Here is a 22,762-nt window from a genome sequence, read left to right on the forward strand (position 1 = left end):
TTTCCTCGCTCTCCGGACGATCTGGGGCCGGCGAGGCGGCTCCGGAAGAAGTCAGCATGACGCGGAAGTGACTCCGCGTACGGCGGCGCGACCGTACCAGAGCGTTCCCTCGCCGTAGCGACGTGACCGAAGCCCCTCGAAGCCCTCGGGCCAGCGGAATTCGCCGCCCCGGGTACTCCGCTCCACCGTGGCGAGTGCTTCGTCGCTCAGCCAGTCGCCGGACCGGAGTGTGAGCAGAATCTCCCGCACATGGGCGTCGGTGACGGCGTACGGAGGGTCCAGGAAGACGACGTCGTAGGGCAGTTGGGGAGCCGGGCCCGACAGGATCTGCTCCGCTTTCGCATGCCGTACCTCGGCGCCCGGCATGCCGAGTGCCTTCACGTTCTGACGGATGGTGCGGGCGGCGCGGGCGTCCGATTCGACGAGGAGTACGTGCGCCGCGCCGCGGGAGAGCGCTTCGAGGCCCACCGCGCCGGAACCGCCGAACAGATCGAGGACCCGCGAGCCCTGCCAGGCGGCGGGACCGCCCAGTTGGGCCTCCCAGCTGGAGAACATGCCCTCGCGGGCCCGGTCGGACGTGGGGCGGGTGCCCTGACCCGGCGGAACGGTCAGCCGCCGTCCGCCGACGGCGCCGGCGATCACGCGGGTCATGGTGGCGAAGTCCTCTCCTCTGGTGGGACCGACGATCCCATTCTCGCGCTCTCCGCGCACCGCGGAGGAACCGCACCGCACGAGGGCGGCCGTCGCCCCGCTCGGGGCACGTGCGTGCCGAGGCGGCGCGGTCCCTCCCGTACGGCTCGCCCCTTACGGCTCAGCCCTTGTCGAGGTAGTCCTCGCGCTCCTCGTCGAGCAGCGCCGACAGCGCCGTGCGCAGCTCCGGCATCCGCTCCAGCTCCGGGTCGTCGGCGACGAGGGCGGTCGCCGCCGCACGCGCCGCCTCGATGATCTCCTCGTCCTCGATGACCGCCAGCATCCGCAGCGACGAACGGACGCCCGACTGGGCCTGCCCGAGCACGTCGCCCTCGCGGCGCTGCTCCAGGTCGATGCGGGAGAGCTCGAAGCCGTCCAGCGTCCCCGCGACGGCCTCGAGCCGGGCCCTCGACGGGCCCGCCTCCGGCGCCTCCGTGACCAGCAGGCACAGGCCGGCGGCCGAGCCGCGGCCCACGCGGCCGCGGAGCTGGTGGAGCTGGGAGACGCCGAACCGGTCGGCGTCCATGATGACCATGACCGTGGCGTTGGGGACGTTGACGCCCACCTCGATGACGGTCGTCGCCACCAGGACGTCGACCTCTCCGGCGGCGAACCGGCGCATGACGTCGTCCTTGGCGTCGGGCTGCATGCGCCCGTGCAGGGCCTCCACGCGCAGCCCGGACAGCGGGCCGCCGCCCAGCTGCGCAGCGATGTCCAGGACGGCCAGGGGCGGGCGCTTGTCCGCGTCCCCGGCCTCGCCGCCGTCCTCGTCCGCGTACGCCCCGGCGTCCTCGCGGCCCGTGCCCTCACGGGCGCCGCCAGTACGGGACGCCTGCGTGCGCTTGCCGTCCTTCGCCGCGGTGCCCGCCGGCTCCTCCTCGTCGCCGATGCGGGGGCACACCACGTAGGTCTGGTGCCCGGCTTCGGTCTCCTCCCGTACGCGCTCCCAGGTGCGGGCGAGGAAGTGCGGCTTGTCCCGGGCCGGGACGACGTGGGTGGCGATCGGCGAACGGCCCGCGGGCAGCTGGTCCAGCACGGACGTCTCGAGGTCGCCGAAGACGGTCATCGCGACGGTGCGGGGGATGGGCGTCGCCGTCATCACCAGCAGGTGCGGAGGCTGCCGGCCCTTGGAGCGCAGGGCGTCGCGCTGCTCGACGCCGAAACGGTGCTGCTCGTCGACCACCACGAGCCCGAGATCGTGGAACTGGACCTTGTCCTCGATCAGCGCGTGCGTGCCGATGACGACGCCGGCCTCGCCCGTGGCCAGCTCCAGCAGCGCCCGCCGGCGGGCAGCCGCCCCCATCGACCCTGTGAGCAGTACGACCTTCGTACCCTGCTCCGCGCCGCCGAGCATGCCGCCCTCCGCGAGCTCGCCCATCATCTCCGTCACCGACCGGTGGTGCTGCTGTGCGAGCACCTCGGTGGGGGCGAGCAGCGCGGCCTGGCCTCCGCTGTCGACGACGGTGAGCATGGCGCGCAGCGCGACCATCGTGTTGTGCGTGACGGTGAAGTTGTCGGTCACGTACGCCCTGCTGGGGTGGCGGACGCTGATGCACTGCACCGGTTTCCGTCCGGCTGGTTCGACGCCGACGACCGCGCGGCCAGCGACCACTCCCGCGTCGCCGTGGCTGCCGTACTCCGGCCCGCCCGGCTTGTCCGCTTGCCGGAAGGCCGGGTGCTGCGGCGGGAGTTGCACCGTGACGTCGAAGGCGCCGCCGGAACCGTGGACGGGGCCGGCCGGTGTGACGCTCGCGTGGCCGCTCAGGGAGCGCACGAGCCACGCGACGTCCTCGGCGAGCCGCCGCGACGCGGCGCGCACCGCGGCACCTTCCGGCCGGGCCGCCGGCGTGCCGGTCTCCTCGTCCGTCCCGGACTCCGCCGGGACGACGTGCGGGAGCCCTTCGAGCAGCCCGCGCAGGACCGCCAGCCTGTCCTTGACCGAGGCTTCCCTGAACGGCCGGGGCACGCCGTCGACCGCGTCCCGGCGGCCGAGCAGCAGGCCTGTCTCGTACGGGTCGGCGGGCACGTCCGCCGGAGCGCCGAGATCGGCCGGCACGGGTTCGGGAAGCCACCACTTCGGAGATCCGTCACTCCTGGTCAGATCGCATCTGATCTCCCGCGTCGTCAGTACCGAGGCCTCCGGGCCGCCGGGCGGCGGGGTGCCGCCCTGCCCGTCCGGGAGCCGGGGCACGGCGCCGGCGCCCACCAGCCACAGATGCTCGTCGTCGCACTCGACGCTGCTTCCGTCCGAGAGGACCAGCCGCCACACCTCGCGCTCCCCCTGCGGGAAGACGCCGTCGACCGGGGCCAACTCCCCGGAGGGCGTGACGACTTCGTCCCCGGGGCTGATCGTCCCCATCTCGCGGAAACCCGCGGGGGTGAGCACGAGGGCGTCCAGGGGCTGTGCCTTGCCGGAGCCGACCTCGCCCTGCAGGAGCCGGTGCATGGGGTGTTCGGCGGCGAGGTCCTCGAAGATCTCACCGCTGACGTGCCGCTGCCCCTCGGTGAGGGTGAACGGCAGCTTGGCGTCGAAGGCGTCCAGCAGTCCGTCCGGGACGTGGACGCGCGGCACGGCGGGCAGTTGGGACTCCGCCTGCCGCCGCCGGGCGAGGGCGACCTGCAGGACGAACGCCTCGTCCCACTTCAACCGGGCGCGGGCCTCGGCCACATCGGCTTTCGTGTGGGGACGGTGCACCTTCTCGAAAGCCTGCGACAGCGGGATCAGCCGCTGCTCGTCGCGGATACCCGGCGGCAGGGGGTCGACGAGTCCGTCCCAGCCGGTCGACTCCATGGAGGCGAGCACTGTCTGGACCGACTTGGCGATCTTCCAGGACGCGAGCTGGGCGACGGCCGGATAGATCGGCATGAGCCTGTTGGCGAACGCGTCGACCTCCTCGGTCCCGCCCTCCGAACCCAGCAGTTCGTACTGCGGGTGGGCGAGTTGCAGACGTCCGTTGAAGACGCCGACCTTCCCCGCGAACATTCCCCGGCGCCCGGGCAGCAGGTCCTTCTGCGGTTTGAAGATGCCGCGCCCGAAGAAGACGAGCCTCAAATGCCCGCTGCCGTCCGTGAGCACGACCTCGAGGCGCTGTCCCCGGCCCCGGTTGAACTTGTGCACGGTGGCCTTGGCGACCTGGGCCACCACCGTCACGTGCTCGTCCAGCGGCAGGTCGGCGAGGCGGGTCAGCTGACCGCGCTCCTCGTAACGCCGCGGGTAGTGGTGGAGGAGGTCTCCGACCGTCTCCAGACCCAGGTGTTCGGCCATCACCTTCGCGGTGTTGCCGCCGAGGATCTTCTTCAGTGGTTCGTCGAGCGCTGGCACGCTCCCATTGCACACCATGGCTGTGACAGGACCGGGGTATTGGGCCGACGGCCGAGGCGACCGGTGCACTGACCGCGCAGCGGCAGCCTCAGCGGAACGCTCCGCCACGGTGCCGTAGGGGCCCGCGGTGACCGGCAGGCACTACAGCATGGGGGCTGTCCGCCTACTCGACTCCGATCAGCAGCGGCACGCACTGCCGGCCGCCTTCGTAGACCACTGTGTCGACGCCGAGATGGCTTCGTACCCGCTCTTCGAGCCGCGCGGCGAGCCCCTCAGGTGCGTGTTCGCCGACGACCAGCGTGACCAGTTCGCCGCCCGCGGCGAGCATCCGCTCCAGCACGTCCCCCGCGGTGCCGGCGATGTCGGAACCGATCACCGCCACGTCGCCTTCCACCAGCCCCAGCACGTCCCCCGCCTCGCAGACGCCGGCCATGGTCCAGGACTTGCGCTCCGCGACGGTCACCTCCCCGTAGCGGGTGGAGCCGGCGGCCGAGGTCATGGCGACGACGTCCTCGTCGAAACCGCGGTCCGGATCGTGCACCGCGAGGGCGGCGACCCCCTGCACGGCGGCGCGCGTGGGGACCACAGCGACACGTATGCCGCCCGGCGACTCGCGGACAGCCCGCGCGGCGGCTGCCGCCCTCGCGTGCAGCTCGACGTCGTTGGGCAGCAGAACCACCTCGGGGGCGCCGGCCTCCCGGACCACCGTTGCCAGCCCTTCGCCGTCGAGCGACTCACCGGCGCGCATGACGACCGCACCGGCCTCCTCGCACAGGTCCGCGAGCCCGTCGTCGTGGACGACTGCGACGACGGCGCGCCCTTCCCGGGAGCCTGGCCCCGGGCCGCGGCCTATGCCGTCCTCGTCGGCCCCCGTGCCGCTGCCGGACGATCGCGCTGTGCCCGTCGGCCCGCCGCCCGAGGGGGTCTCCGGGGCGCACCCGCCACGCGGTCCCTCCGGGTCCGGCGCGAGGTGTGTGACGCGGATGCGGTGCGGACGGCCTGCCGCGATGCCGGCCTCCACGGCCGCCCCTGCGTCGTCGACGTGGACGTGGACGCTCCACAGGCCGTCCCCGCCACCGACGACGAGTGAGTCGCCGAGACCGTCGAGCTGATCGCGCAGGGTGGCCACTGCCGCGTCGTCGGCGTCCAGCAGGTACATCACCTCGTACGCGGGGTCGCCCTCCGAGGCGTCCGCGGGAGCGGGACGGGGCGCGTGGCGCCCCTGCGGCGGCGTCGCACTGCGCGGACGTGAGGTGCCCTCCGGGCCCGACAGCGCGTCCGCCAGCGCACCCAGTACGGCGACGAGCCCGCTTCCCCCGGCGTCGACGACCCCGGCCCGTCGCAGGGCGTCGAGCTGTCCCGTCGTCGCGGAGAGCGCCGTGCGGGCGCCGTCGTGCGCGGCACGCGCCACGGTGGCGGCCCCGGCCTCCGCGCCGGTGTCCGGGCCGGTGACGTCCGAACCCGCGGTGTCGGGGCCGGCGGCGGCCGCCGCGCCGCTGTCCGTGCTTCCGCCGCCTCCGCTCTCGGCGACTGCCCGTTCGGCAGCGTCCGCAGCGGCACGCGCGACTGTCAGCATCGTCCCCTCGACCGGGCGTGCCACCGCCTCGTAGGCGGACTCCGCAGCGCGACGCAGCGCGGCGGCCAGCAGCCGCCCGCTGTCCGCGCCCTCCGGGCCCACCGCTCCGTCCCGCTGCGCGGACGTGCCCTCGCCCGCTTCCCCGTAGACCTCCGCCATACCGCACAGCAGTTGCGCCAGGATCGTCCCGGAGTTGCCGCACGCGCCGAGCAGCGCTCCCCGCGCGAGGGTGCGCAGTACGGGCGCGGCCGGGCTTCCCGGGGCGCCGGTGCCGTCCCTCCCGTCCTGCTCGCCTTCCAGCCCCTCGCACGCGGCGGTGGCTGTGCGGTGCAGGTTCGTGCCGGTGTCACCGTCCGCGACGGGGAAGACGTTGATCGAGTCGAGCTCCGCACGGCCCTCGCCGAGGGCGTCCCGCGCGAGAACGGCCCAGGCCCGTACCACCGTGGCGTCGAACGGCTGTGGCACGTGAGACCTCCTGCAATGGGGACCGGTGACGGCGGACGGCGGCGGGGCACCCGCATCGGGCGCCGTCCGAAGGCTAGAGGAGAGACGGCGGAGCGGGGCGCGGAGCAGCGGCGGGCCGGGGTGGGGTGCGGGGCGGCCGGTGCTGGTTTCGCTGTTCGTGAGCAGGCGTTGTATGCTGCTCCGGTTGCCTGATGAGTATCGGGCCTCATCACCTCCCTGGCAGTGCCGGTCGCTACACGTGCCTGCGTCGCCGGGATTTTCCGTACATGCATCTGAAGTCTTTGGAGTGACCCGTGGCTGCCAACTGCGACGTCTGCGGCAAGGGGCCGGGCTTCGGCAACAGCATCTCCCACTCGCACCGCCGCACCCCGCGCCGCTGGAACCCCAACATCCAGCGCGTACGTGCAGTGGTCAACGGGACGCCGAAGCGCCTCAACGCCTGCACCTCGTGCATCAAGGCCGGCAAGGTCTCGCGCTGACGCAGCGCGGCCACCTCGCAGGCTTTTCCAGAGCCGGTTCGTCGATCTGACGGACCGGCTCTGCGCATGCCGGAAAGGGCATGGCGCGGCCGCCGCGCGCACAGCCGCCGCGGCCTCAGCTCCCCTCGCGCGTACGCTGCCGCCATCCGTGGTCCACGGGCCCGAGCCCGGCGCCCAGCGGAAATCCGGCGGCGATCGCCCCTGTGACGTACTCCTTCGCACCCGCGGCCGCCTCCGGCACGGACATTCCACGGGCCAGCAGCGCGGCGAGCGCGCTGGCGAGCGTGCAGCCGGTGCCGTGCGTGTGGCGGTTGCTGTAGCGGGGGGCGCGCAGCCAGTGCTCCTCGGTGCCGTCCGTGAGGAGGTCGACGGCCTCGCCCTGCGGGAGCCGGCCGTCCTCCGAGGACGTCGCGGGCAGGTGCCCGCCCTTGACGAGGGCCCACCGCGGTCCGTGCGCCAGCAGCGCCGCGGCGGCCTCCCGCATCCCGGCCTCGCCGGAGACGCGTACGCCCGTCAGCTGCGCGACCTCGTCGAGGTTGGGCGTGACGACTGTCGCGGTGGCGAGCAGCCGGGTGCGCACGGTCTCCACGGCGTCCTCGGCGAGGAGGGAGTCGCCGTGCTTCGAGACGCCCACGGGGTCGACGACGACGGGCGCGTCCGTTCCGGCCAGCAGCCCGGCGACCGTCTCGACCAGTTCGGCCGAGGCCAGCATCCCCGTCTTGACCGCCTGGACCCCGATGTCGTCGGCGACGCTGCGGTACTGGGCGCGTACGGCCTCCGCCGGCAGCTCCCAATAGCCCTGCACGCCCAGGGAGTTCTGCGCGGTGACGGCGGCGACCACGCTCATGCCGTGCGTGCCGAGGGCCAGCATGGTCTTCAGGTCGGCCTGGATGCCGGCGCCGCCGCCGGAGTCGGAGCCCGCGACCGTCAGCACGCGGGGCGGCGCCGGGACGGCGGAGCGGTCGGACTCGTGCGGCTGCCCTTGCGGGAACGGCTGTGCGGCTGTGTCCTCCATGCCTAGACCGTAGCCCGCGCGCCGTGAGCGCCCGCGGCCGGTTCGGCGCCGGCGCGGAATCGGCCCCCGGCACGGCAGCCGAGTAACGCCGCGTCGCCCCGTCCGGTCAGGTGCGCGGAACGTTCAGCTTTCCTCGCCGCTCCCGAAGTGGTCCCAGCCGCCTGCCTTCTCCCAGGCCGCGCCGTCCACCGTCACCTGCGGCTGCGCGGACGGGGCGAGCACGTCGCCGATCTTCCGCCAGCGTGCGGGGAGTTTCGCGTCCGGCGGGAAGGTGGCGACCAGCGCGTGGTCCTCACCCCCCGTGAGGACCCAGTGCAGCGGGTCCACGCCGACGGCCTGGCCGATGTCCGACATCTGGGCGGGCACGTCCAGGTCGGCCGAGCGCAGGTCGATGCGGACCTTGCTGGCCTCGGCGATGTGCCCGAGGTCCGCGACGAGTCCGTCGCTGACGTCGGTCATCGCGGTCGCCCCGAGCCCTGCCGCGGCGGGCCCCGCGTGGTACGGCGGTTCGGGCCTGCGGTGCGCCTCCACGAAGGCGCGCGGCGAGCGGAACCCCCGGGAGAGCACCGCGTGTCCGGCGGCGGACCAGCCCAGCCAGCCGGTGAAGGCCACGACGTCGCCGGGTCTCGCGCCGAAGCGGGTCACGGGTTCGCGGTTGCGCATGTCGCCGAGCGCGGTGATGGAGACGGTGATCGTCGCTCCGCGGACGACGTCGCCGCCCACGACGGCGGCCGAGGCGACCTGCGCCTCGTCGCGGATGCCGTCCATGAGCTCCATCGGCCAGTTCGCGGGGAGTTCCGCGGGGACGACGAGTCCGAGCAGCAGCGCCGTGGGGAAGGCGCCCATGGCGGCGATGTCGGCGAGGTTCTCCGCCGCGGCCTTGCGCCCCACGTCGTACGCCGTGGACCAGTCGCGCCTGAAGTGCCGCCCCTCCAGCAGGATGTCGGTCGTCGCGACGACTCTGCGGTCCGGGGCCGCGACCACTGCCGCGTCGTCCCCGGGGCCGATGCGGACGGCGGGAGTCGTCGTGAGCCGGGACGTCAACTGCCTGATCAGACCGAACTCTCCGAGTTCGCCGACGGTGCCGGGCGTGCGCGCACGGCCGCCGTTGTAGTCCCCGCTCAGCTGCATCGTCCCGCCCCTTCGACCCTCACTTGCCCTGTGATCCTTCCGTACGCGCGCCCCCTGCCCGCGCCCCCTGCGCGGAAAGCGGCGCCTCCGCCCGCCCCGGTACGCCCCCGCGACGGACGCGTGCCCTGCGGCGTCAGCGCACCGTTACCTACAGTGCCGCGGGTCTCCCGCGGGGTAGTGGCGACGCGGTACCGTGGCGTCCCCCTTCCCTCCGTGCTCCCCTCAGCCGCCCTGGAGGTTCCGTGGTACAGGCGTACATCCTGATCCAGACCGAGGTCGGCAAGGCATCGACCGTCGCCGACTTCGTCTCCAAGCTTCCGGGCATCATGCACGCGGAGGACGTGACCGGCCCTTACGACGTGATCGTGCGCGCGCAGTCCGACAGCGTCGACGAGCTCGGCCGCCTGGTCGTCGCCGAGATCCAGAAGGTCGACGGCATCACGCGGACGTTGACCTGCCCGATCGTTCATCTGTAGCTCCCCCGTATGCTCGCCCGGTGAACACCTCTTACTACCGGGTTACGTTCGCCGTCGCCGCACTGGCCGTCGCGGGCTGCTCGGGCGAGGAGGGGCCGGCAGCCCCGCACCCCTCCGGCAAGGCCGCCGCGACGTGCCGGTCGCTCCACGACCGGCTTCCGGAGCACGTGGACGGGCAGGAGCGGATCACACTCGACCCGGCCTCGAAGTACACCGCGGCTTGGGGCGATCCGGCCATCGAACTGCGCTGTGGAGTGCCGCGCCCCGAGAAGCTCTCGCCCGGCAGTGAACACTACAACCCCACGGCGGAGGCGGTGGACGTCAACGGCGTCTCCTGGCTGGTGGAGAAGCGCGAAGAGGGTTACCGCTTCACCACCGTCGACCGCGAGGCGAACGTCGAGTTGACGGTCCCCGGCGATCACGCCCCTGAGATCAACGCGCTGCCGGACCTGGCGAAGCCCGTCCGCAGTTCGGTGCCCGAGCACCACTGACATTCCGACCGCCGGCGCCCGGCCGGTCAGCGCAGGCCGGTCTCGCGGCGCAGCGCGGCCTGGATGAGCCGGTCCACGAGTTCGGCATAGCTGACGCCGCTCTTCTGCCACATCCGCGGATACATCGAGATGGGCGTGAAGCCGGGCATCGTGTTGATCTCGTTGATGACGAACTCCCCGTCCTCGGTGCGGAAGAAATCCGCCCGGACGAGGCCCTCGCAGGAGGCGGCCTCGAATGCGCACACCGCCAGCTCCTGCACCCTCGCGGTCTCCTCGGGGCTGAGCGGCGCGGGCACGATGCCGGAGGCGGAGTCGATGTACTTCGCCTCGAAGTCGTAGAAGTCGTGGGCGCTCACCGGCGGGATCTCCGCGGGGACGCTCGCCCGCGGGCCGTCCTCGAACTCCAGCACGCCGCACTCGATCTCACGCCCGCTGAGCAGCGACTCGACGACGACCTTCGGGTCGTGCCGCTGGGCTTCGGCGATGGCGTCGTCCAGTCCCCCGATGTCGTGCACCTTGGTGATGCCCATCGACGAACCCGCCCGCGCCGGCTTCACGAACAGCGGCCAGCCGTGCCGGCCCGCCAGGTCCAGGATCCGCTTGCGCGCGCCGTCGGGGTCGGCCTTCCAGTCCCGCGGGCGGACCGTCACGTACGGGCCGACGGGCAGTCCGAAGGAGGCGAAGACCCGCTTCATGTACTCCTTGTCCATGCCGACCGCCGACGCGAGCACTCCCGCACCGACATAGGGCACGCCCGACATCTCCAGCAGCCCCTGCAGCGTGCCGTCTTCGCCGTACGGGCCGTGCAGCACGGGGAAGACGACGTCCACCTCGCCCAGCGCCTTCGGCACGGAGCCCGGCTCGTGGTACGTCACCTCGCGGTTGCCCGGTTCGAGCGGCAGCAGCACGCCGCCCGTCGTGGTGTCGGCCAGTTCGGAGACGCTCGGCAGTCTGCTGTTCTCGATGGCCATCCGCTCGGGTTCGTCTGCGGTCAGCGCCCAGCGGCCGTCCGTGGTGATGCCGATGGGCAGCACCTCGTACTTCTCACGGTCGATGGCGGCGAGTACGGCTCCTGCGGTGACGACCGAGATCGCGTGCTCGGAGCTGCGCCCGCCGAACACGACGGCGACACGGGGCTTGCGGGAGGGGCTCTGGCTGCTCATATCGGACCGACTGTACCGCCTGGCCCTTGGCCCGTCAGGGTCCCGGGGCCCGCGTCGCGGCACCGGCCCCGTCCGGGGTTCCGCTGACACCCCGCACGGGCTCCTGGGGCCGAACGCCCCCGGGACGGCACGAAGATCGCGCCTGCGCACCGGCGTCGGAACGCTGCGGCCGTGCAACCGCGCGGTCGCGGCGGCGCGACCGCGCGATCCGTCAGACGCGCTCGGCCTTCGCGCTGCGCGACATGAGTTCCTTCAGGGCGACGAGCGGCGGCTTGCCGTCGTGGACGATGCCGACGACCGTCTCCGTGATCGGCATCTCCACGCCGTGCCGCCGCGCCAGTTCACGTACGGACTCGCACGACTTGACACCCTCCGCCGTCTGGCGTGTGACGGCGATCGTCTCCTGAAGGGTCATGCCGCGGCCGAGATTCGTGCCGAAGGTGTGGTTCCTGGAGAGCGGCGAGGAACAGGTGGCCACGAGGTCCCCCATCCCGGCGAGCCCGGCGAAGGTACGGGCGTCCGCGCCCATCGCCGACCCGAGCCGGGCGGTCTCCGCCAGACCCCGCGTGATCAGCGAGGCCTTCGCGTTGTCCCCCAGTCCCATCCCGTCCGCGATGCCGACGGCCAGCGCGATCACGTTCTTGACGGCGCCGCCGAGTTCGCAGCCGACGACGTCCGTATTGGTGTACGGGCGGAAGTACGGCGTGTGGCATGCGGCCTGCAGGCGAAGAGCCACGCGCTCGTCCGCGCAGGCGACGACGGAGGCCGCGGGCTGCCTCTCCGCGATCTCCCTGGCGAGGTTGGGGCCGGTCAGCACGGCGACGCGTGACGCCTCCACGCCCGCGACCTCCTCGACGACCTCGCTCATCCGCTTGGCGGTTCCGAGTTCGACGCCCTTCATCAGCGAGACCAGCACGGTCTCCGGATGCAGCAGCGGCGTCCACGCCGCGAGGTTTCCGCGCAGGGTCTGGGAGGGCACCGCGAGCACCGTGAACTCCGCGCCGCGCGCCGCCTCCGCGGCGTCCGTGGTGGCGGTGACACCGGCCGGGAGCTCCGTTCCCGGGAGGTAGTCGGGGTTCACGCGGCGGGTGTTGACGGCTTCGGCCAGTTCGGGCCGCCGCCCCCAGAGCGTCACTTCGCAGCCCGCGTCGGCGAGCACCATCGCGAAGGCCGTGCCCCAGGAACCTGTGCCGAATACGGCGGCTTTCGTCACGCGTTCTCTCCCTCGGCCGCCGGAGGCGCCGCGTCCGGCTGTACGGACCGTCCGCCCTGCTCCGGTGCGGCTCCCCGGCCGTTCCTCTCGCTGTTGACGTTCTCCTCGCCGCGGGGCGTCCGTTCGCCCTGCCGCACCGCACGTTCGCCGTTCTCCTGACGGGGGAGGCGCTCCGGGCCGCGGGAGGCCGCCGCCTGGCGGTGGTCGTAGCGCTCGGCCGGCGGCGTCTCACCGCGGATGTCGGCGAGCTGCGCGGTGATCTCGTCCATGATCCGCTCGGTGACCTCCCGCAGCACCGCCGCGGTCGCCTCCTTGCCATGGAACTCCGAGAGATCGATGGGCGGTCCGGCCTGCACGACGAGGGTCCTGCGGGGGAAGAACTTGATGTCGCCGCGCTTCGGATAGGGCGGGACGGCGAGGTTGGCCCCCCACTGCGCGACGGGAATGACGGGCACCCTCGTCTCCAGCGCGACCCTGGCGGCGCCGGTCTTCCCCTTCATGGGCCACATCCGGGGGTCCCTGGTCAGAGTGCCCTCGGGGTAGAACACCACGCACTCGCCCTTGTTGATGGCCTCGACGGCGGCGCGGAAGGCCCCTATGGCGTCCTTGGACTCGCGGAAGACGGGGATCTGCCCGGTCCCCCGCATGGCCGCCCCGACGAACCCGCTCTTGAACAGCCCGACCTTCGCGAGAAAGCGCGGAACCCGTCCGGTGTTGTACTGGAAGTGGGCATAGGAAAGCGGGTCCAGGGCCGAGTTGTGATTGACGACCGTGATAAATCCGCCGCTTTCCGGAATATGCTCCATTCCGCGCCAGTCCCGCTTGAAGAACAGCACGAGCGGCGGTTTCACCAAAACCGCGGCAAGGCGGTACCAGAAGCCGATTCTGCGGCGGGACACCCGGACACCATCTCCTCTTGCCTGTTCGAACAGCCACGTGGGTCCGTGCGGCGGCGAGGCAGTGGCCTCCCGCGGAACGGGCACGGGGCCCTCTGCACTACGGCTGGGCCTGCCACATCGCGGCGGCGCGGGTTCCCCCAGCGCGCGAGGGGCAAGTCTCACCCCGCACCCCCCACCGTGTCGAGCGCACGGTCTGTCGGCGTCTGTCCTGCAACCGTAGCCCGGGGCCTGCGGGGCCGCGGCGGCGGCAGGTGAGAATGAGGCGATGGAGCCGCATCTGACACCACCGGCGTGGACCCTCCTGATGCCGCTGAAGCCACTGTCGCGCGCCAAGAGCAGGCTCGCCGCGGCGGCGGCAGCCCCGGCGCGCGCACGGCTCGCGCTGGCGTTCGCCCAGGACGCCGTCAGCGCGGCCCTGACCTGTACGGCCGTACACGATGTGGCAGTTGTCACCAACGACGAGCAGGCGGCCGAGGAGCTGGCCGCTCTCGGGGCGCACATCGTGCCGGACGCCCCGGACGCGGGCCTCAACCCCGCCCTGGCACACGGTGCCGCCGTCGTGCGCGGTATCCGCCCTGAAGCGCCGCTGGCGGCCCTCAACGCCGATCTGCCCGCGCTACGGGCCCGCGAACTCGCACGTGTGCTTCAGGCCGCCGCGGAGGCCCCCCGCGCGTTCCTCGCGGACGCCGCCGGGACGGGCACCACGCTGCTCTCCGCCATGCCGGGCCATGCGCTGCGCCCGCGGTTCGGGCCGCGTTCGCGCGCCGGGCATGCCGCTTCGGGGGCGTCGGAGCTGCTTCTGGCCGACGCGGACAGCGTGCGGCAGGACGTCGACACGGAGGCCGACCTGGCCGCCGCGGTCGTTCTCGGCGTGGGCCCGCACACCGCCGGGGCGCTGTGCGGCGGCCCGGGGCCCACGCCCGTCAACGCGGTGTGAGGGCACTGCCATAGGCTTCTGCCATGCAGGCAACCTCGTACACGTTCGACCCCGAGACGCGCAGCGGGAGCGTACTGCTCGATGACGGCACCCCTCTGCCGTTCGACGCCGCCGCGTTCGACGCCGGAGGGCTGCGCCTGCTGCGGTCCGGGCAGCGCGTACGCATCGAGGTCGAGGGGACCGGCGAGGAGCGGCGCGTCACCTTCGTCACCTTGCAGACCCTCTGACTCTGTGCATCGGTTCTCCCCCTGCGCCCGGCAGGCCGCCGGCAGGCCCGCCGGACCGAGCCTCCGCGCGAAGTCCGCGGTCGCGGCGGTGCGTTAGCACCCCCGAACGCCCGCCGGGCCGGACTCCCCGGCGGGAGTCCGGCCCGGCGTCGCGGGTCGAGTACAGCTCAGCGCTTGCGAGCGGTGGCCCTTTTGGCGGTGGACTTGCGGGCGGCGGTGCGGCGGCCCGGGGCCTTCCTGGCCGGCGCCTTCTTGGTGGTCGACTTCTTGCCCGTGGCCTTCTTGGCGGTCGACTTCTTCGCCGTGGACTTCTTCGCGGTGGACTTCTTCGCCGTCGCCTTCTTCGCCGCCGTCTTCTTCGCCGGCGTCCGCTTGGCGGTGGTCTTCGTCGCGGCCTTCTTCGCTCCGCCGCGCTGCGCCGTGCTCTTCTTCGCCGTCGTCTTCTTCGCTCCCGCGCGCTTCGTCGCGGCCTTCTTCGTGGAAGTTCCGCCCATCAGACTGCCCTTGGGGGCCTTCTTCACGGCGACATCGTTCTTCGGAAGCTTCTTCGCCCCGCTGACCAGTTCCTTGAATCCGGCGCCGGCACGGAAGCGGGGCACCGAGGTCTTCCTCACCCGCACGCGCTCACCGGTCTGCGGGTTGCGGGCGTACCGCGCGGGGCGGTCCACCTTCTCGAAGGAGCCGAACCCGGTGACCGAGACCCGCTCCCCCGCCACAACGGAGCGGACGATCGCGTCCAGCACGACATCGACCGCTTCCGCGGCCTGCTGCCGTCCACCGAGCTTGTCCTGGATTGCTTCGACGAGCTGCGCCTTGTTCACGTCTTCCCCTTCGGAACTATTGCAGGAACGAATGTGTTCAAGCTTTTTCGCACGCTAGGCAGATATATACCGCGAATCAAACATGAAACGGGCGAATCACCCTTGTGCCGCAACGAACTCGCCCTTCATCGAGCTCCGTCAGCGCGCTTGCCTGCCTGTTCCTCGGGGAAGCGTCCCTCGTCGATATCCGTCATGAGACGGTCCACACGCCGCTCAGCGTCGGCGAGATCGTGCTTCGAGGCCGCGGTGATGACGAGCAGCTTGCGCGTCAGCGCCACCCGTACGCCCTCGGGGACTTGCAGTGAGCGCACTCTTGCGTGCGCCTCCTTCAAGCGGGCGGCGAGTCGGTCGTAGAGATCGAGTTGACCGTCGCGTTCCATGCACCGATTGTGCCATCTGGGGTGAGTTGTCGCATAACGACTCCCCAACACACGGAGGCGCCCCCCGCCTTGCGGACGGGGGGCGCGTGAGGCCCTGCTCTGGTGCGGGGCGCCCGGGCGCCGCTCAGGCTGCGTTCACAGCTGCTGCGTCAGGGGCTTGAAGGCGGGGCGACGGGTTTCGTAGGCCGCGATGGAGTCCTCGTCCTTCAGCGTCAGGCTGATGTCGTCGAGCCCTTCGAGCAGCCGCCAACGGGCGTTCTCGTCCAGGTCGAAACCCGCCTCGACGCCCGGCGCGAGCACCTTGCGCGCGACCAGGTCCACGGTCACCTCGACGCTCGGGTCCGACTCCGCCAGCTCCCAGAGCGCCTCCACGGTCGGCTGCGGCAGTACGACCGTGAGGAGGCCGTTCTTCAGGGAGTTGCCGCGAAAGATGTCCGCGAAGCGCGGGGAGATCACGGCCTTGAATCCGTAGTTCTGCAGCGCCCAGACGGCGTGCTCGCGCGAGGAGCCGGTGCCGAAGTCCTCGCCCGCGACGAGGACCGTACCGCCCTTGTACGCCTCGTCGTTCAGCACGAAGTCCGGGTTCTTGCGCCAGGCTTCGAAGAGTCCGTCCTCGAATCCGTCCCGCGTGACCTTCTTCAGCCAGTGGGCGGGGATGATCTGGTCGGTGTCGACGTTGCTGCGGCGCAGCGGGACGACGCGTCCCGTGTGGGTCGTGAAGGCTTCCATGGTGATCGTCTCCTCAGACGCCGGCGGGCTCGCGCACGTCGGACAGGTCGGCGGGCGAGGCGAGGTGGCCCAGCACCGCCGTCGCGGCGGCGACCTGCGGCGAGACCAGGTGCGTACGGCCGCCCTTGCCCTGCCTGCCCTCGAAGTTGCGGTTGGAGGTGGACGCGGCGCGCTCACCGGGCTGGAGCTGGTCGGGGTTCATGCCCAGGCACATGGAGCAGCCCGCGTGGCGCCACTCCGCCCCGGCCGCGGTGAAGACCTTGTCCAGCCCCTCCGCGACGGCCTGCAGCGCGACCCGTACGGAACCCGGGACGACCAGCATCCGCATGCCGTCGGCGACTTGGCGTCCCTCCAGGACGGCGGCGGCCGAACGCAGGTCCTCGATACGGCCGTTGGTGCAGGAGCCGACGAAGACGGTGTCGACGGGGACCTCGCGCAGCGGCTGCCCCGCCGTGAGCCCCATGTACTCCAGGGCCTTCTCGGCCGCGAGTTTCGCCCCTTCGTCCTCGAACGAGGCGGGGTCCGGGACGGACTCGGACAGCGGCGCGCCCTGGCCCGGGTTCGTGCCCCATGTCACGAACGGCGCCAACTGCGTGGCGTCGATGACGACTTCGTGGTCGAAGACGGCGTCGTCGTCGGTGCGCAGCGTCTTCCAGTACTCGACGGCCGCGTCCCAGTCGGCGCCCTCCGGGGCGTGCTCGCGGCCCCGCACGTACTCGAACGTCGTCTCGTCCGGAGCGATCATCCCGGCGCGCGCGCCGGCCTCGATGGACATGTTGCAGATGGTCATCCGCGATTCCATCGACAGCTTCTCGATCGCCTCGCCGCGGTACTCGATGACGTAGCCCTGTCCGCCGCCGGTGCCGATCTTCGCGATGACGGCCAGGATCAGGTCCTTGGCGGTGACGTCGTCGGGCAGCTCGCCCGTGACCGTGATCGCCATCGTCCTGAACGGCGCCATCGGCAGCGTCTGGGTAGCCAGGACGTGCTCGACCTGGCTGGTGCCGATGCCGAACGCGAGGGCGCCGAACGCCCCGTGTGTCGAGGTGTGGGAGTCGCCGCAGACGACCGTCATGCCCGGCTGCGTCAGACCCAGCTGCGGGCCGACGACGTGCACGACGCCCTGCTCGTCGTCCCCGAGCGGGTGCAGGCGTACGCCGAAGTCCGCGCAGTTCTTGCGCAGGGTCTCCAGCTGCGTGCGGGAGACCGGGTCGGCGATCGGCTTGTCGATGTCGAGGGTCGGGGTGTTGTGGTCCTCGGTGGCGATGGTCAGGTCCGTACGGCGCACCCGGCGGCCGTTCTTGCGGAGCCCGTCGAAGGCCTGGGGGCTGGTCACCTCGTGCAGCAGGTGCAGGTCGATGTAGAGGAGGTCCGGCTCGCCTTCCGCGTGCCTGACGACATGGTCGCCCCAGACCTTCTCCGCGAGTGTCCGTCCCATCGCTTTCCCTCCGGCCGGCCGCGTCGCCGGCCACATGTCGAGATCCAGTGGCACACCGGGCCGGCGGTCCCCCCGGGCCCAGTGCGCTTCGCCCGTCCAGAGTGGCGGGTGGCGCCGAAAAAGGAACTTGCGTTTCACACTCTGAGACGCGAGTATCGACGCATGGACAACTCTAGCGGCGTCGGCGTTCTCGACAAGGCGGCTCTGGTGCTGAGCGCCTTGGAGTCCGGTCCGGCCACTCTCGCCGGGCTGGTCGGCGCGACCGGCCTCGCCCGGCCGACGGCTCACAGGCTCGCGGTGGCGCTGGAGCACCACCGCCTGGTCGCCCGCGACATACAGGGGCGTTTCATCCTCGGCCCGCGCCTCGGCGAGCTGGCCGCGGCCGCCGGGGAGGACCGCCTCCTCGCCTCCGCCGGCCCGGTGCTCACGCACCTGCGGGACGTGACGGGCGAGAGCGCGCAGCTCTACCGGCGCCAGGGCGACATGCGGATCTGCGTGGCCGCGGCCGAGCGGCTGTCCGGACTGCGGGACACCGTGCCGGTCGGGTCGACGCTGCCGATGAAGGCGGGCTCCGCCGCGCAGATCCTCATGGCGTGGGAGGAGCCGGAGCGCCTCCACCGCGGACTGCAGGGCGCCAGGTTCACGGCGACGGCACTCTCGGGCGTGCGGCGCCGCGGATGGGCGCAGTCCGTGGGCGAGCGCGAGCCGGGCGTCGCCTCGGTGTCCGCCCCGGTGCGCGGCCCGTCGAACCGCGTGGTCGCCGCCGTCTCTGTCTCCGGCCCGATAGAGCGCCTGACGCGGCACCCGGGGCGCATGCACGCGCAGGCGATCGTCGACGCGGCCGCTCGCCTCAGCGACGCACTGCGCAGGACGACGGGCTGAGCGACGGCCCGGGGCCCGGCCCCGTGAGAGGGGAGGCCCGGCCACCTCTCGGGGCCGAGCCGTGTCACCCCTCGACGCGTCCGGACCACATCCGGTCCGCAGCCCGCTCCCCGCGTCTGCCCACCGGCTCGACGCCGTGCGCCGCCCCGAGACCGTACGGCGGCATGTTCACGTACACCGCCTCGTAACGACCCGCCGGGACGGCATACGTCTCATGCCAGACGCCCACAGCAGCACCCCCGTCGCGCGCCCGGCGGTTGTACGCCGCCCACGCCGGCCGATGCTCCTTGTCCGCAGCCGACGCGTACGCGAAGAGCGCCTCCTCGGACTTCCAGTACTGCCGGACGCTGAACTCGCGCAGCCCGCCGAGCTGTACGCGGAAGCCCAGCAGTCCGCTGGAGGCGTCCTTCGACAGCTCCTTGAGCATCCGCGGCATCGCCGTGAACACGGGCAGCCAACTCCGCACCGCCCACAGCTTGTTGATGCGCATCCCGACCAGGAACACGACGATGTCGCCCTGGGCCGCCGCCGTCTTCCGTCCGTCCTGCACGTTCGCTGCCATGACGCACTCCTCAGCCTTAGATAGTCCCGCTATCCCTCTTGGATAGTGCTACTCTCCAAGAGAAATCGCAAGGGGACGTTCGGGCATCCATGAGCACGAGGAGGGGAACGGCACGGAATGCGCCTGGCAGAACTGAGTGAACGCAGCGGCATCAGCACGGCGACGGTGAAGTACTACCTGCGCGAGGGCCTGCTACCGCCGGGCCGCCGCGTCTCGGCCACCCAGGCCGAGTACGACGAGTCGCACCTGCGGCGCCTGCGGCTCATCCGCGCCCTCGTCCAGGTCGGACGCCTCCCCGTCGCGACAGTCCGCGACGTACTGAAGAACGTCGACGACACATCGCTGAGCCAGCACAGCCGCATCGGCTCGGCCGTGTGGGCGCTGCCGCACGACAGCGAGCCCGCGGAGGGCGACGCGGAGACCGCGGAGGCGGAGCGCACTTCGCAAGCACTGCTGACGGAACTGGGATGGGGGTTCTCGCAGTCGGCCGGGGCCGAGTCCCCGGCGTACCGGACGCTGGTCGGCGCGATCTCGGCCCTCCGGCGCCTCGGCTATCCGTGCGGCACGGAGAACCTGCTGCCGTACGCCCGGGCGGCGGCTCAGGTGGCTCAGAGCGACCTGGAGCTGGTCGCGAGCTACGACGACGCGGAAGAGCAGATCGAGGCGGCGGTGGCCTGCACCGTGCTGTACGAACCGGTGCTGCTGAGCCTGAGGCGACTGGCGGAGGCGGAGGAGTCCGACAGGCGCTTCGGGGTGGGGAGTTGAGGCACGTACAACGCCGGCCGGACCGCTGCCGCCGCAGGCGCAGAAAAGCCCCCCGGTCTCCCGGAGGGCTTTCCCGATCGAGTACCCCCGACCGGATTCGAACCGGCGCTACCGCCTTGAGAGGGCGGCGTGCTAGGCCGCTACACAACGGGGGCCTCTCTGCGATCCGCAACGATCACGGACCAGTACCCCCGACCGGATTCGAACCGGCGCTACCGCCTTGAGAGGGCGGCGTGCTAGGCCGCTACACAACGGGGGCCTCGATCTTGCCAACTTGCAGCTTATGAAGCTTGCTTCACCAAGATCGCGCTGGGCTACCAGGACTCGAACCTAGACTAACTGAACCAGAATCAGTCGTGCTGCCAATTACACCATAGCCCACCAAAACGCAACCCCCTGCGGGGATCTTGTCCGGGTGTCCGCCGTACGGTCGGGCCTTTCGGCCTCGCCCCGTTCGGCGACAGGAAGAACAGTACCTGATCGGGGACCGAGCTCCAAAACGGGTTCCGCGCCTCGCACCACCCGCTCCGAGGCAGCCGTGGCCCGCCTCACAAGGCCGCCGGAGCTCAGCCCGCCACGCGACCGGGACCGCCCGCGGAACCCCGCTTCAGGCCGCTGACGAACGTGTCCCACGCGCCGGGAGCGAGCGCGAGCGCGGGGCCGGTTTCCCGCTTCGAGTCCCGGACGCGGACGGCGCCGGGAGCGACCGCGACCTCGACGCAGTCGCCGCCACTCGCGTCGCTGTAGGTGCTCTTGCGCCAAGCCGGCTCAGTCATCGGCCTCCGCCAACTGCTCAATCAGCTCAAGGGACTCTCTCGGACGAAGAGCTTGCCGACTGATCATGGCACATCGCCGCACATATGAACCCACTTCTTTCGGGTCGGAAACCAGAGTGCTCTTGCCGTTGGCCTCGAAGTAGGCGAGGCGCTCATTCTCCGGCGTCTCGATGAGCTTCAGTGGCCCGAAGAGCCCAGCATGATCGCCGCAATTCATCGGCATGATCTGCACATTGACGTTGGGCAACTCCGCACACGACAGGATGTGCTCGTACTGCCGCTTCATCACCTCCCTGCCTCCCAACTGCCGTCGCAGAACTGTCTCTTCGAGGATCACGTCGACCACGCACACCGGTCGGCGTTCGAGCAGGCGGGCCCGCTCCACGCGCGCCGCGGACAGCTGCTGCACCTCCTCCTCATCCAACGGAGGGAACCCGGTGCGAAGGAGAGCGCGGGCGTAATCCTCGGACTGCAAGAGCCCTTCGACTACCTGAGTGCAGAAGGAAGTCACACTCAACGCCTCCTGCTCCAACTGGACGAAGCCCTGGAAGTGTTCGGGATACCGCTCCAGGCGCAGGTACTTGCTCGCGGCGCGGAGGACGCCGCCGGCGTCGAGGGCTTTCTCCGCCGCTGCCACGAACTCGTCCGTCGCGGGTTTGGCGCCTGTCTCCACCGCGCTCACCGCCGCACCCGTGTAACTCATGCGCGCGCCCAGATCGTTCTGGGACAGGCCCGCCGAACTGCGCAGCAGGCGCAGCACTTCGGCGAAGTACTGGCCGGCTGGAGAAGCGACCTTCCTGCCCTGGGTCATCACGCCACCACCCCTTCAACTCGGCTCAACGGGCTTCAACTTCGCGAGACCGAAGGTCACCGTCCACCGCTGTCGACATGCGATCACTACCGAAAGTAGTCGTGCGGGTCGACTCTGGTCACATGAACCCGGAGAATTATGAGGCCGCCCCCGCACTCGCTTCCGTCGTCTGGTGGCGGAGGTTCCCGTCCGTGACGGGTTCGGCCCCGGCAGCGCGGCGGGCAACGCACGCGGCGCTGGCCGGATGGGGCGTCGAGGGTTGCGGGGTCGGCCACTCGGCGCTCGTCGCGTCGGAGTTGATGACGAACGCGGTACGGCACGGTCATGTGCCAGGACGTCTGGTCGAGTTGCGGCTGACGTACGACCTTGAGAAAGCCCTCACTGTGGAGGTCTCCGACGCCGGAGACGGGCGTCCGCCTCCGGAGGCCGGGCACACGGTCGACGTCGGCCTGGCCGAGTCAGGACGCGGGCTGACGCTCGTCGCCGCCTTTGCGGAAGCATGGGGTGTGGCGGACAGGGCGGTCGGCAAGACGGTCTGGGCCCGTCTGCTGGTCGGTCCGGCGTGGGCCCGTCACGACGGTCGCCCTCGCCTGTGACTGCCCAGTCGGCCCCGGGTGAATTCGATTGCTCCGGTCCCGTCCCGCTGCCAGTGTCTCTGCATGCCTGCCTTCTCAGCACATGACGGGACCGAGCTCGCCTGCCACGTGTCCGGAGAGGGCCCTGCCCTGGTCTGTCTGCCCGGTGGGCCGACGGACTCCGCGTACCTGGGCGACCTGGGCGGCCTGTCCGCGCGCCGCCAGCTGATCAGGCTGGACCTGCGGGGTACCGGCCGCTCCGCGACGCCCGAGGACACCGCTTCCTACCGCTGCGACCGGCTCATCGACGACGTGGAGGCGTTGCGGGACCACCTCGGTCTGGCCCGAATCGACCTGCTCGCCCACTGCGCCGGGGCGAACCTGGCGACGCTGTACGCGAGTCGGCATCCGGAACGCATCGGCAAGCTGGTGCTGGTCACGCCGAGCGTCAGAGCGGTCGGCCTCGCGATCACCGGAGAGCTGCGGCGGGAGGCCGCACAGCTCCGCAAGGACGAACCGTGGTTTCCGGCGGCTTTCGCAGCCCTGGAGACGATCACGCAGGGGAAGGCCACGGACGCTGACTGGCAGGCCATCGCCCCCTTCTCCTACGGCCGTTGGGACAAGACGGCGCAAGCACATCAGGCTGCCGGCGACGAACGGATGAACATGGAGGTCGTGGCCGCCTTCGGCGCCGAAGGCGCCTTCGACCCGGACGCCACCCGCTCCGCGCTCACCCGGTTCGCGGCACCCGTGCTCGTACTCGCCGGGGAGGTCGATCCCGGCGCTCCCCCTCGCACGATGGCCGAGTTCGCAGCACTGTTTCCGAACGCGGAGCTGATCGTCCAGCCTGCGGCCGGACACCACCCATGGCTCGACGACGCCGACAGGTTCGTTTCCGCGATCGCGACGTTCCTCGACGGGTGAGCCCTCTCCCCCGCT

General features: G+C 71.5%; 24 protein-coding genes and 3 tRNA genes. 9 read left to right on the forward strand and 18 right to left on the reverse strand.

Annotated features, from left to right (window positions below; all coding sequences use genetic code 11):
• Positions 1 to 51 precede the first annotated feature (51 nt).
• From rsmD to IEY56_RS10935, 3 genes are all read right to left on the reverse strand, one after another.
• Positions 52 to 651 (reverse strand): 16S rRNA (guanine(966)-N(2))-methyltransferase RsmD, encoded by a 600-nt coding sequence (gene rsmD, locus IEY56_RS10925; protein WP_189036942.1) that lies wholly within the window; start codon positions 649 to 651, stop codon positions 52 to 54.
• 160 nt (positions 652 to 811) lie between these two features.
• Entirely contained in the window at positions 812 to 4,012 is a 3,201-nt protein-coding gene (locus IEY56_RS10930; protein ID WP_268241321.1) for a helicase-related protein, read from the reverse strand.
• Between the two features lie 163 nt (positions 4,013 to 4,175).
• Entirely contained in the window at positions 4,176 to 6,053 is a 1,878-nt protein-coding gene (locus tag IEY56_RS10935; protein ID WP_189036944.1) for a DAK2 domain-containing protein, read from the reverse strand.
• A gap of 293 nt (positions 6,054 to 6,346) precedes the next feature.
• Between IEY56_RS10935 and rpmB the strand changes: the two genes are divergently transcribed.
• Positions 6,347 to 6,532 carry a 50S ribosomal protein L28 gene (rpmB, locus tag IEY56_RS10940; RefSeq protein WP_028435377.1) on the forward strand — a complete coding sequence of 62 codons (186 nt, stop codon included), beginning with the start codon at positions 6,347 to 6,349 and terminating at the stop codon, positions 6,530 to 6,532.
• Positions 6,533 to 6,647: 115 nt separating this feature from the next.
• On the opposite strand, the gene thiD is transcribed toward rpmB, so the two are convergent.
• On the reverse strand, positions 6,648 to 7,547 hold the full coding sequence (thiD, locus tag IEY56_RS10945; protein ID WP_189036945.1) for a bifunctional hydroxymethylpyrimidine kinase/phosphomethylpyrimidine kinase: 900 nt from the start codon (positions 7,545 to 7,547) through the stop codon (positions 6,648 to 6,650).
• A 123-nt stretch (positions 7,548 to 7,670) separates the two neighbouring features.
• Positions 7,671 to 8,678: a thiamine-phosphate kinase gene (locus tag IEY56_RS10950; RefSeq protein ID WP_189036946.1), complete on the reverse strand. Its 1,008-nt coding sequence runs from the start codon at positions 8,676 to 8,678 to the stop codon at positions 7,671 to 7,673.
• 242 nt (positions 8,679 to 8,920) lie between these two features.
• Between IEY56_RS10950 and IEY56_RS10955 the strand changes: the two genes are divergently transcribed.
• Both IEY56_RS10955 and IEY56_RS10960 read left to right on the forward strand, forming a co-directional pair.
• Entirely contained in the window at positions 8,921 to 9,154 is a 234-nt protein-coding gene (locus tag IEY56_RS10955) for an Lrp/AsnC family transcriptional regulator (protein ID WP_189036947.1), read from the forward strand.
• 20 nt (positions 9,155 to 9,174) lie between these two features.
• Entirely contained in the window at positions 9,175 to 9,645 is a 471-nt protein-coding gene (locus IEY56_RS10960; protein WP_189036948.1) for a DUF3515 domain-containing protein, read from the forward strand.
• Between the two features lie 26 nt (positions 9,646 to 9,671).
• On the opposite strand, the gene IEY56_RS10965 is transcribed toward IEY56_RS10960, so the two are convergent.
• The 3 genes from IEY56_RS10965 to IEY56_RS10975 all read right to left on the reverse strand — a co-directional run bounded on the left by IEY56_RS10965 (position 9,672) and on the right by IEY56_RS10975 (position 12,920).
• Positions 9,672 to 10,808 carry a D-alanine--D-alanine ligase family protein gene (locus IEY56_RS10965; RefSeq protein WP_189036949.1) on the reverse strand — a complete coding sequence of 379 codons (1,137 nt, stop codon included), beginning with the start codon at positions 10,806 to 10,808 and terminating at the stop codon, positions 9,672 to 9,674.
• Positions 10,809 to 11,019: 211 nt separating this feature from the next.
• Positions 11,020 to 12,021, reverse strand: a complete 1,002-nt coding sequence (locus IEY56_RS10970) for an NAD(P)H-dependent glycerol-3-phosphate dehydrogenase (protein ID WP_189036950.1) — start codon at positions 12,019 to 12,021, stop codon at positions 11,020 to 11,022.
• Complete coding sequence (locus tag IEY56_RS10975) at positions 12,018 to 12,920, reverse strand: lysophospholipid acyltransferase family protein (protein WP_189036951.1); 903 nt, start codon at positions 12,918 to 12,920, stop codon at positions 12,018 to 12,020. Before IEY56_RS10975 ends, IEY56_RS10970 begins: the two co-directional genes overlap by 4 nt.
• Before the next feature lie 265 nt (positions 12,921 to 13,185).
• Between IEY56_RS10975 and cofC the strand changes: the two genes are divergently transcribed.
• Together cofC and IEY56_RS10985 are read left to right on the forward strand one after the other, a co-directional pair.
• Positions 13,186 to 13,857, forward strand: a complete 672-nt coding sequence (gene cofC / locus IEY56_RS10980) for a 2-phospho-L-lactate guanylyltransferase (RefSeq protein ID WP_189036952.1) — start codon at positions 13,186 to 13,188, stop codon at positions 13,855 to 13,857.
• A 23-nt stretch (positions 13,858 to 13,880) separates the two neighbouring features.
• Positions 13,881 to 14,084: a hypothetical protein gene (locus IEY56_RS10985; protein ID WP_189036953.1), complete on the forward strand. Its 204-nt coding sequence runs from the start codon at positions 13,881 to 13,883 to the stop codon at positions 14,082 to 14,084.
• A 167-nt stretch (positions 14,085 to 14,251) separates the two neighbouring features.
• Here the strand turns inward: IEY56_RS10985 and IEY56_RS10990 are convergent, their stop codons facing one another.
• From IEY56_RS10990 to leuC, 4 genes are all read right to left on the reverse strand, one after another.
• A complete protein-coding gene (locus IEY56_RS10990; protein WP_189036954.1) occupies positions 14,252 to 14,905 on the reverse strand; it encodes an HU family DNA-binding protein in 654 nt (217 codons plus the stop codon).
• A gap of 125 nt (positions 14,906 to 15,030) precedes the next feature.
• A complete protein-coding gene (locus IEY56_RS10995) occupies positions 15,031 to 15,285 on the reverse strand; it encodes an SCO5555 family protein (RefSeq protein ID WP_045864949.1) in 255 nt (84 codons plus the stop codon).
• Positions 15,286 to 15,420: 135 nt separating this feature from the next.
• Positions 15,421 to 16,014 (reverse strand): 3-isopropylmalate dehydratase small subunit, encoded by a 594-nt coding sequence (gene leuD, locus IEY56_RS11000; RefSeq protein ID WP_189036955.1) that lies wholly within the window; start codon positions 16,012 to 16,014, stop codon positions 15,421 to 15,423.
• Positions 16,015 to 16,027: 13 nt separating this feature from the next.
• Complete coding sequence (leuC, locus tag IEY56_RS11005) at positions 16,028 to 17,452, reverse strand: 3-isopropylmalate dehydratase large subunit (protein ID WP_189036956.1); 1,425 nt, start codon at positions 17,450 to 17,452, stop codon at positions 16,028 to 16,030.
• A 162-nt stretch (positions 17,453 to 17,614) separates the two neighbouring features.
• Here leuC and ndgR point away from each other — a divergent pair, with 162 nt between their 5' ends.
• Positions 17,615 to 18,334 carry an IclR family transcriptional regulator NdgR gene (gene ndgR / locus IEY56_RS11010; RefSeq protein WP_045864946.1) on the forward strand — a complete coding sequence of 240 codons (720 nt, stop codon included), beginning with the start codon at positions 17,615 to 17,617 and terminating at the stop codon, positions 18,332 to 18,334.
• Positions 18,335 to 18,398: 64 nt separating this feature from the next.
• Here the strand turns inward: ndgR and IEY56_RS11015 are convergent, their stop codons facing one another.
• The gene (locus IEY56_RS11015; protein ID WP_189036957.1) at positions 18,399 to 18,896 is read right to left on the reverse strand and encodes a DUF4188 domain-containing protein; all 498 of its coding nucleotides are present in this window, start codon (positions 18,894 to 18,896) and stop codon (positions 18,399 to 18,401) included.
• Between the two features lie 117 nt (positions 18,897 to 19,013).
• On the opposite strand from IEY56_RS11015, the gene IEY56_RS11020 reads away from it, so the two are divergent.
• On the forward strand, positions 19,014 to 19,661 hold the full coding sequence (locus tag IEY56_RS11020) for a MerR family transcriptional regulator (RefSeq protein ID WP_189036958.1): 648 nt from the start codon (positions 19,014 to 19,016) through the stop codon (positions 19,659 to 19,661).
• 82 nt (positions 19,662 to 19,743) lie between these two features.
• On the opposite strand, the gene IEY56_RS11025 is transcribed toward IEY56_RS11020, so the two are convergent.
• The 5 genes from IEY56_RS11025 to IEY56_RS11045 all read right to left on the reverse strand — a co-directional run bounded on the left by IEY56_RS11025 (position 19,744) and on the right by IEY56_RS11045 (position 21,248).
• Positions 19,744 to 19,816 (reverse strand) — tRNA-Glu (locus IEY56_RS11025).
• A gap of 31 nt (positions 19,817 to 19,847) precedes the next feature.
• Positions 19,848 to 19,920 (reverse strand) — tRNA-Glu (locus IEY56_RS11030).
• Positions 19,921 to 19,970: 50 nt separating this feature from the next.
• Positions 19,971 to 20,042, reverse strand: a tRNA-Gln gene (locus IEY56_RS11035).
• Between the two features lie 185 nt (positions 20,043 to 20,227).
• Complete coding sequence (locus IEY56_RS11040) at positions 20,228 to 20,437, reverse strand: DUF397 domain-containing protein (RefSeq protein WP_189036959.1); 210 nt, start codon at positions 20,435 to 20,437, stop codon at positions 20,228 to 20,230.
• A complete protein-coding gene (locus tag IEY56_RS11045; RefSeq protein ID WP_189037067.1) occupies positions 20,430 to 21,248 on the reverse strand; it encodes a helix-turn-helix domain-containing protein in 819 nt (272 codons plus the stop codon). Before IEY56_RS11045 ends, IEY56_RS11040 begins: the two co-directional genes overlap by 8 nt.
• A 122-nt stretch (positions 21,249 to 21,370) precedes the next feature.
• Here IEY56_RS11045 and IEY56_RS11050 point away from each other — a divergent pair, with 122 nt between their 5' ends.
• Together IEY56_RS11050 and IEY56_RS11055 are read left to right on the forward strand one after the other, a co-directional pair.
• Positions 21,371 to 21,844 carry an ATP-binding protein gene (locus IEY56_RS11050; protein ID WP_189036960.1) on the forward strand — a complete coding sequence of 158 codons (474 nt, stop codon included), beginning with the start codon at positions 21,371 to 21,373 and terminating at the stop codon, positions 21,842 to 21,844.
• A 63-nt stretch (positions 21,845 to 21,907) separates the two neighbouring features.
• Positions 21,908 to 22,747, forward strand: coding sequence for an alpha/beta fold hydrolase (locus tag IEY56_RS11055; RefSeq protein WP_189036961.1), 840 nt, complete (start codon positions 21,908 to 21,910; stop codon positions 22,745 to 22,747).
• Positions 22,748 to 22,762 lie beyond the last annotated feature (15 nt).

This window comes from Streptomyces daqingensis, assembly GCF_014645895.1.
GTDB classification, from domain to species: domain Bacteria; phylum Actinomycetota; class Actinomycetes; order Streptomycetales; family Streptomycetaceae; genus Streptomyces; species Streptomyces daqingensis.

Coding starts and splice junctions, on each gene's coding strand:
- IEY56_RS11020 (WP_189036958.1), top strand. CDS start 19,014: ATGCGCCTGGCAGAACTGAGTGAACGCAGCGGCATCAGCACGGCGACG.
- cofC (WP_189036952.1), top strand. CDS start 13,186: ATGGAGCCGCATCTGACACCACCGGCGTGGACCCTCCTGATGCCGCTG.
- IEY56_RS11015 (WP_189036957.1), bottom strand. CDS start 18,896: ATGGCAGCGAACGTGCAGGACGGACGGAAGACGGCGGCGGCCCAGGGC.
- IEY56_RS11040 (WP_189036959.1), bottom strand. CDS start 20,437: ATGACTGAGCCGGCTTGGCGCAAGAGCACCTACAGCGACGCGAGTGGC.
- ndgR (WP_045864946.1), top strand. CDS start 17,615: ATGGACAACTCTAGCGGCGTCGGCGTTCTCGACAAGGCGGCTCTGGTG.
- rsmD (WP_189036942.1), bottom strand. CDS start 651: ATGACCCGCGTGATCGCCGGCGCCGTCGGCGGACGGCGGCTGACCGTT.
- leuC (WP_189036956.1), bottom strand. CDS start 17,452: ATGGGACGGACACTCGCGGAGAAGGTCTGGGGCGACCATGTCGTCAGG.
- IEY56_RS11050 (WP_189036960.1), top strand. CDS start 21,371: ATGAACCCGGAGAATTATGAGGCCGCCCCCGCACTCGCTTCCGTCGTC.
- thiD (WP_189036945.1), bottom strand. CDS start 7,547: ATGGAGGACACAGCCGCACAGCCGTTCCCGCAAGGGCAGCCGCACGAG.
- IEY56_RS10950 (WP_189036946.1), bottom strand. CDS start 8,678: ATGCAGCTGAGCGGGGACTACAACGGCGGCCGTGCGCGCACGCCCGGC.
- IEY56_RS10985 (WP_189036953.1), top strand. CDS start 13,881: ATGCAGGCAACCTCGTACACGTTCGACCCCGAGACGCGCAGCGGGAGC.
- leuD (WP_189036955.1), bottom strand. CDS start 16,014: ATGGAAGCCTTCACGACCCACACGGGACGCGTCGTCCCGCTGCGCCGC.
- IEY56_RS11055 (WP_189036961.1), top strand. CDS start 21,908: ATGCCTGCCTTCTCAGCACATGACGGGACCGAGCTCGCCTGCCACGTG.
- IEY56_RS11045 (WP_189037067.1), bottom strand. CDS start 21,248: ATGACCCAGGGCAGGAAGGTCGCTTCTCCAGCCGGCCAGTACTTCGCC.
- IEY56_RS10995 (WP_045864949.1), bottom strand. CDS start 15,285: ATGGAACGCGACGGTCAACTCGATCTCTACGACCGACTCGCCGCCCGC.
- IEY56_RS10965 (WP_189036949.1), bottom strand. CDS start 10,808: ATGAGCAGCCAGAGCCCCTCCCGCAAGCCCCGTGTCGCCGTCGTGTTC.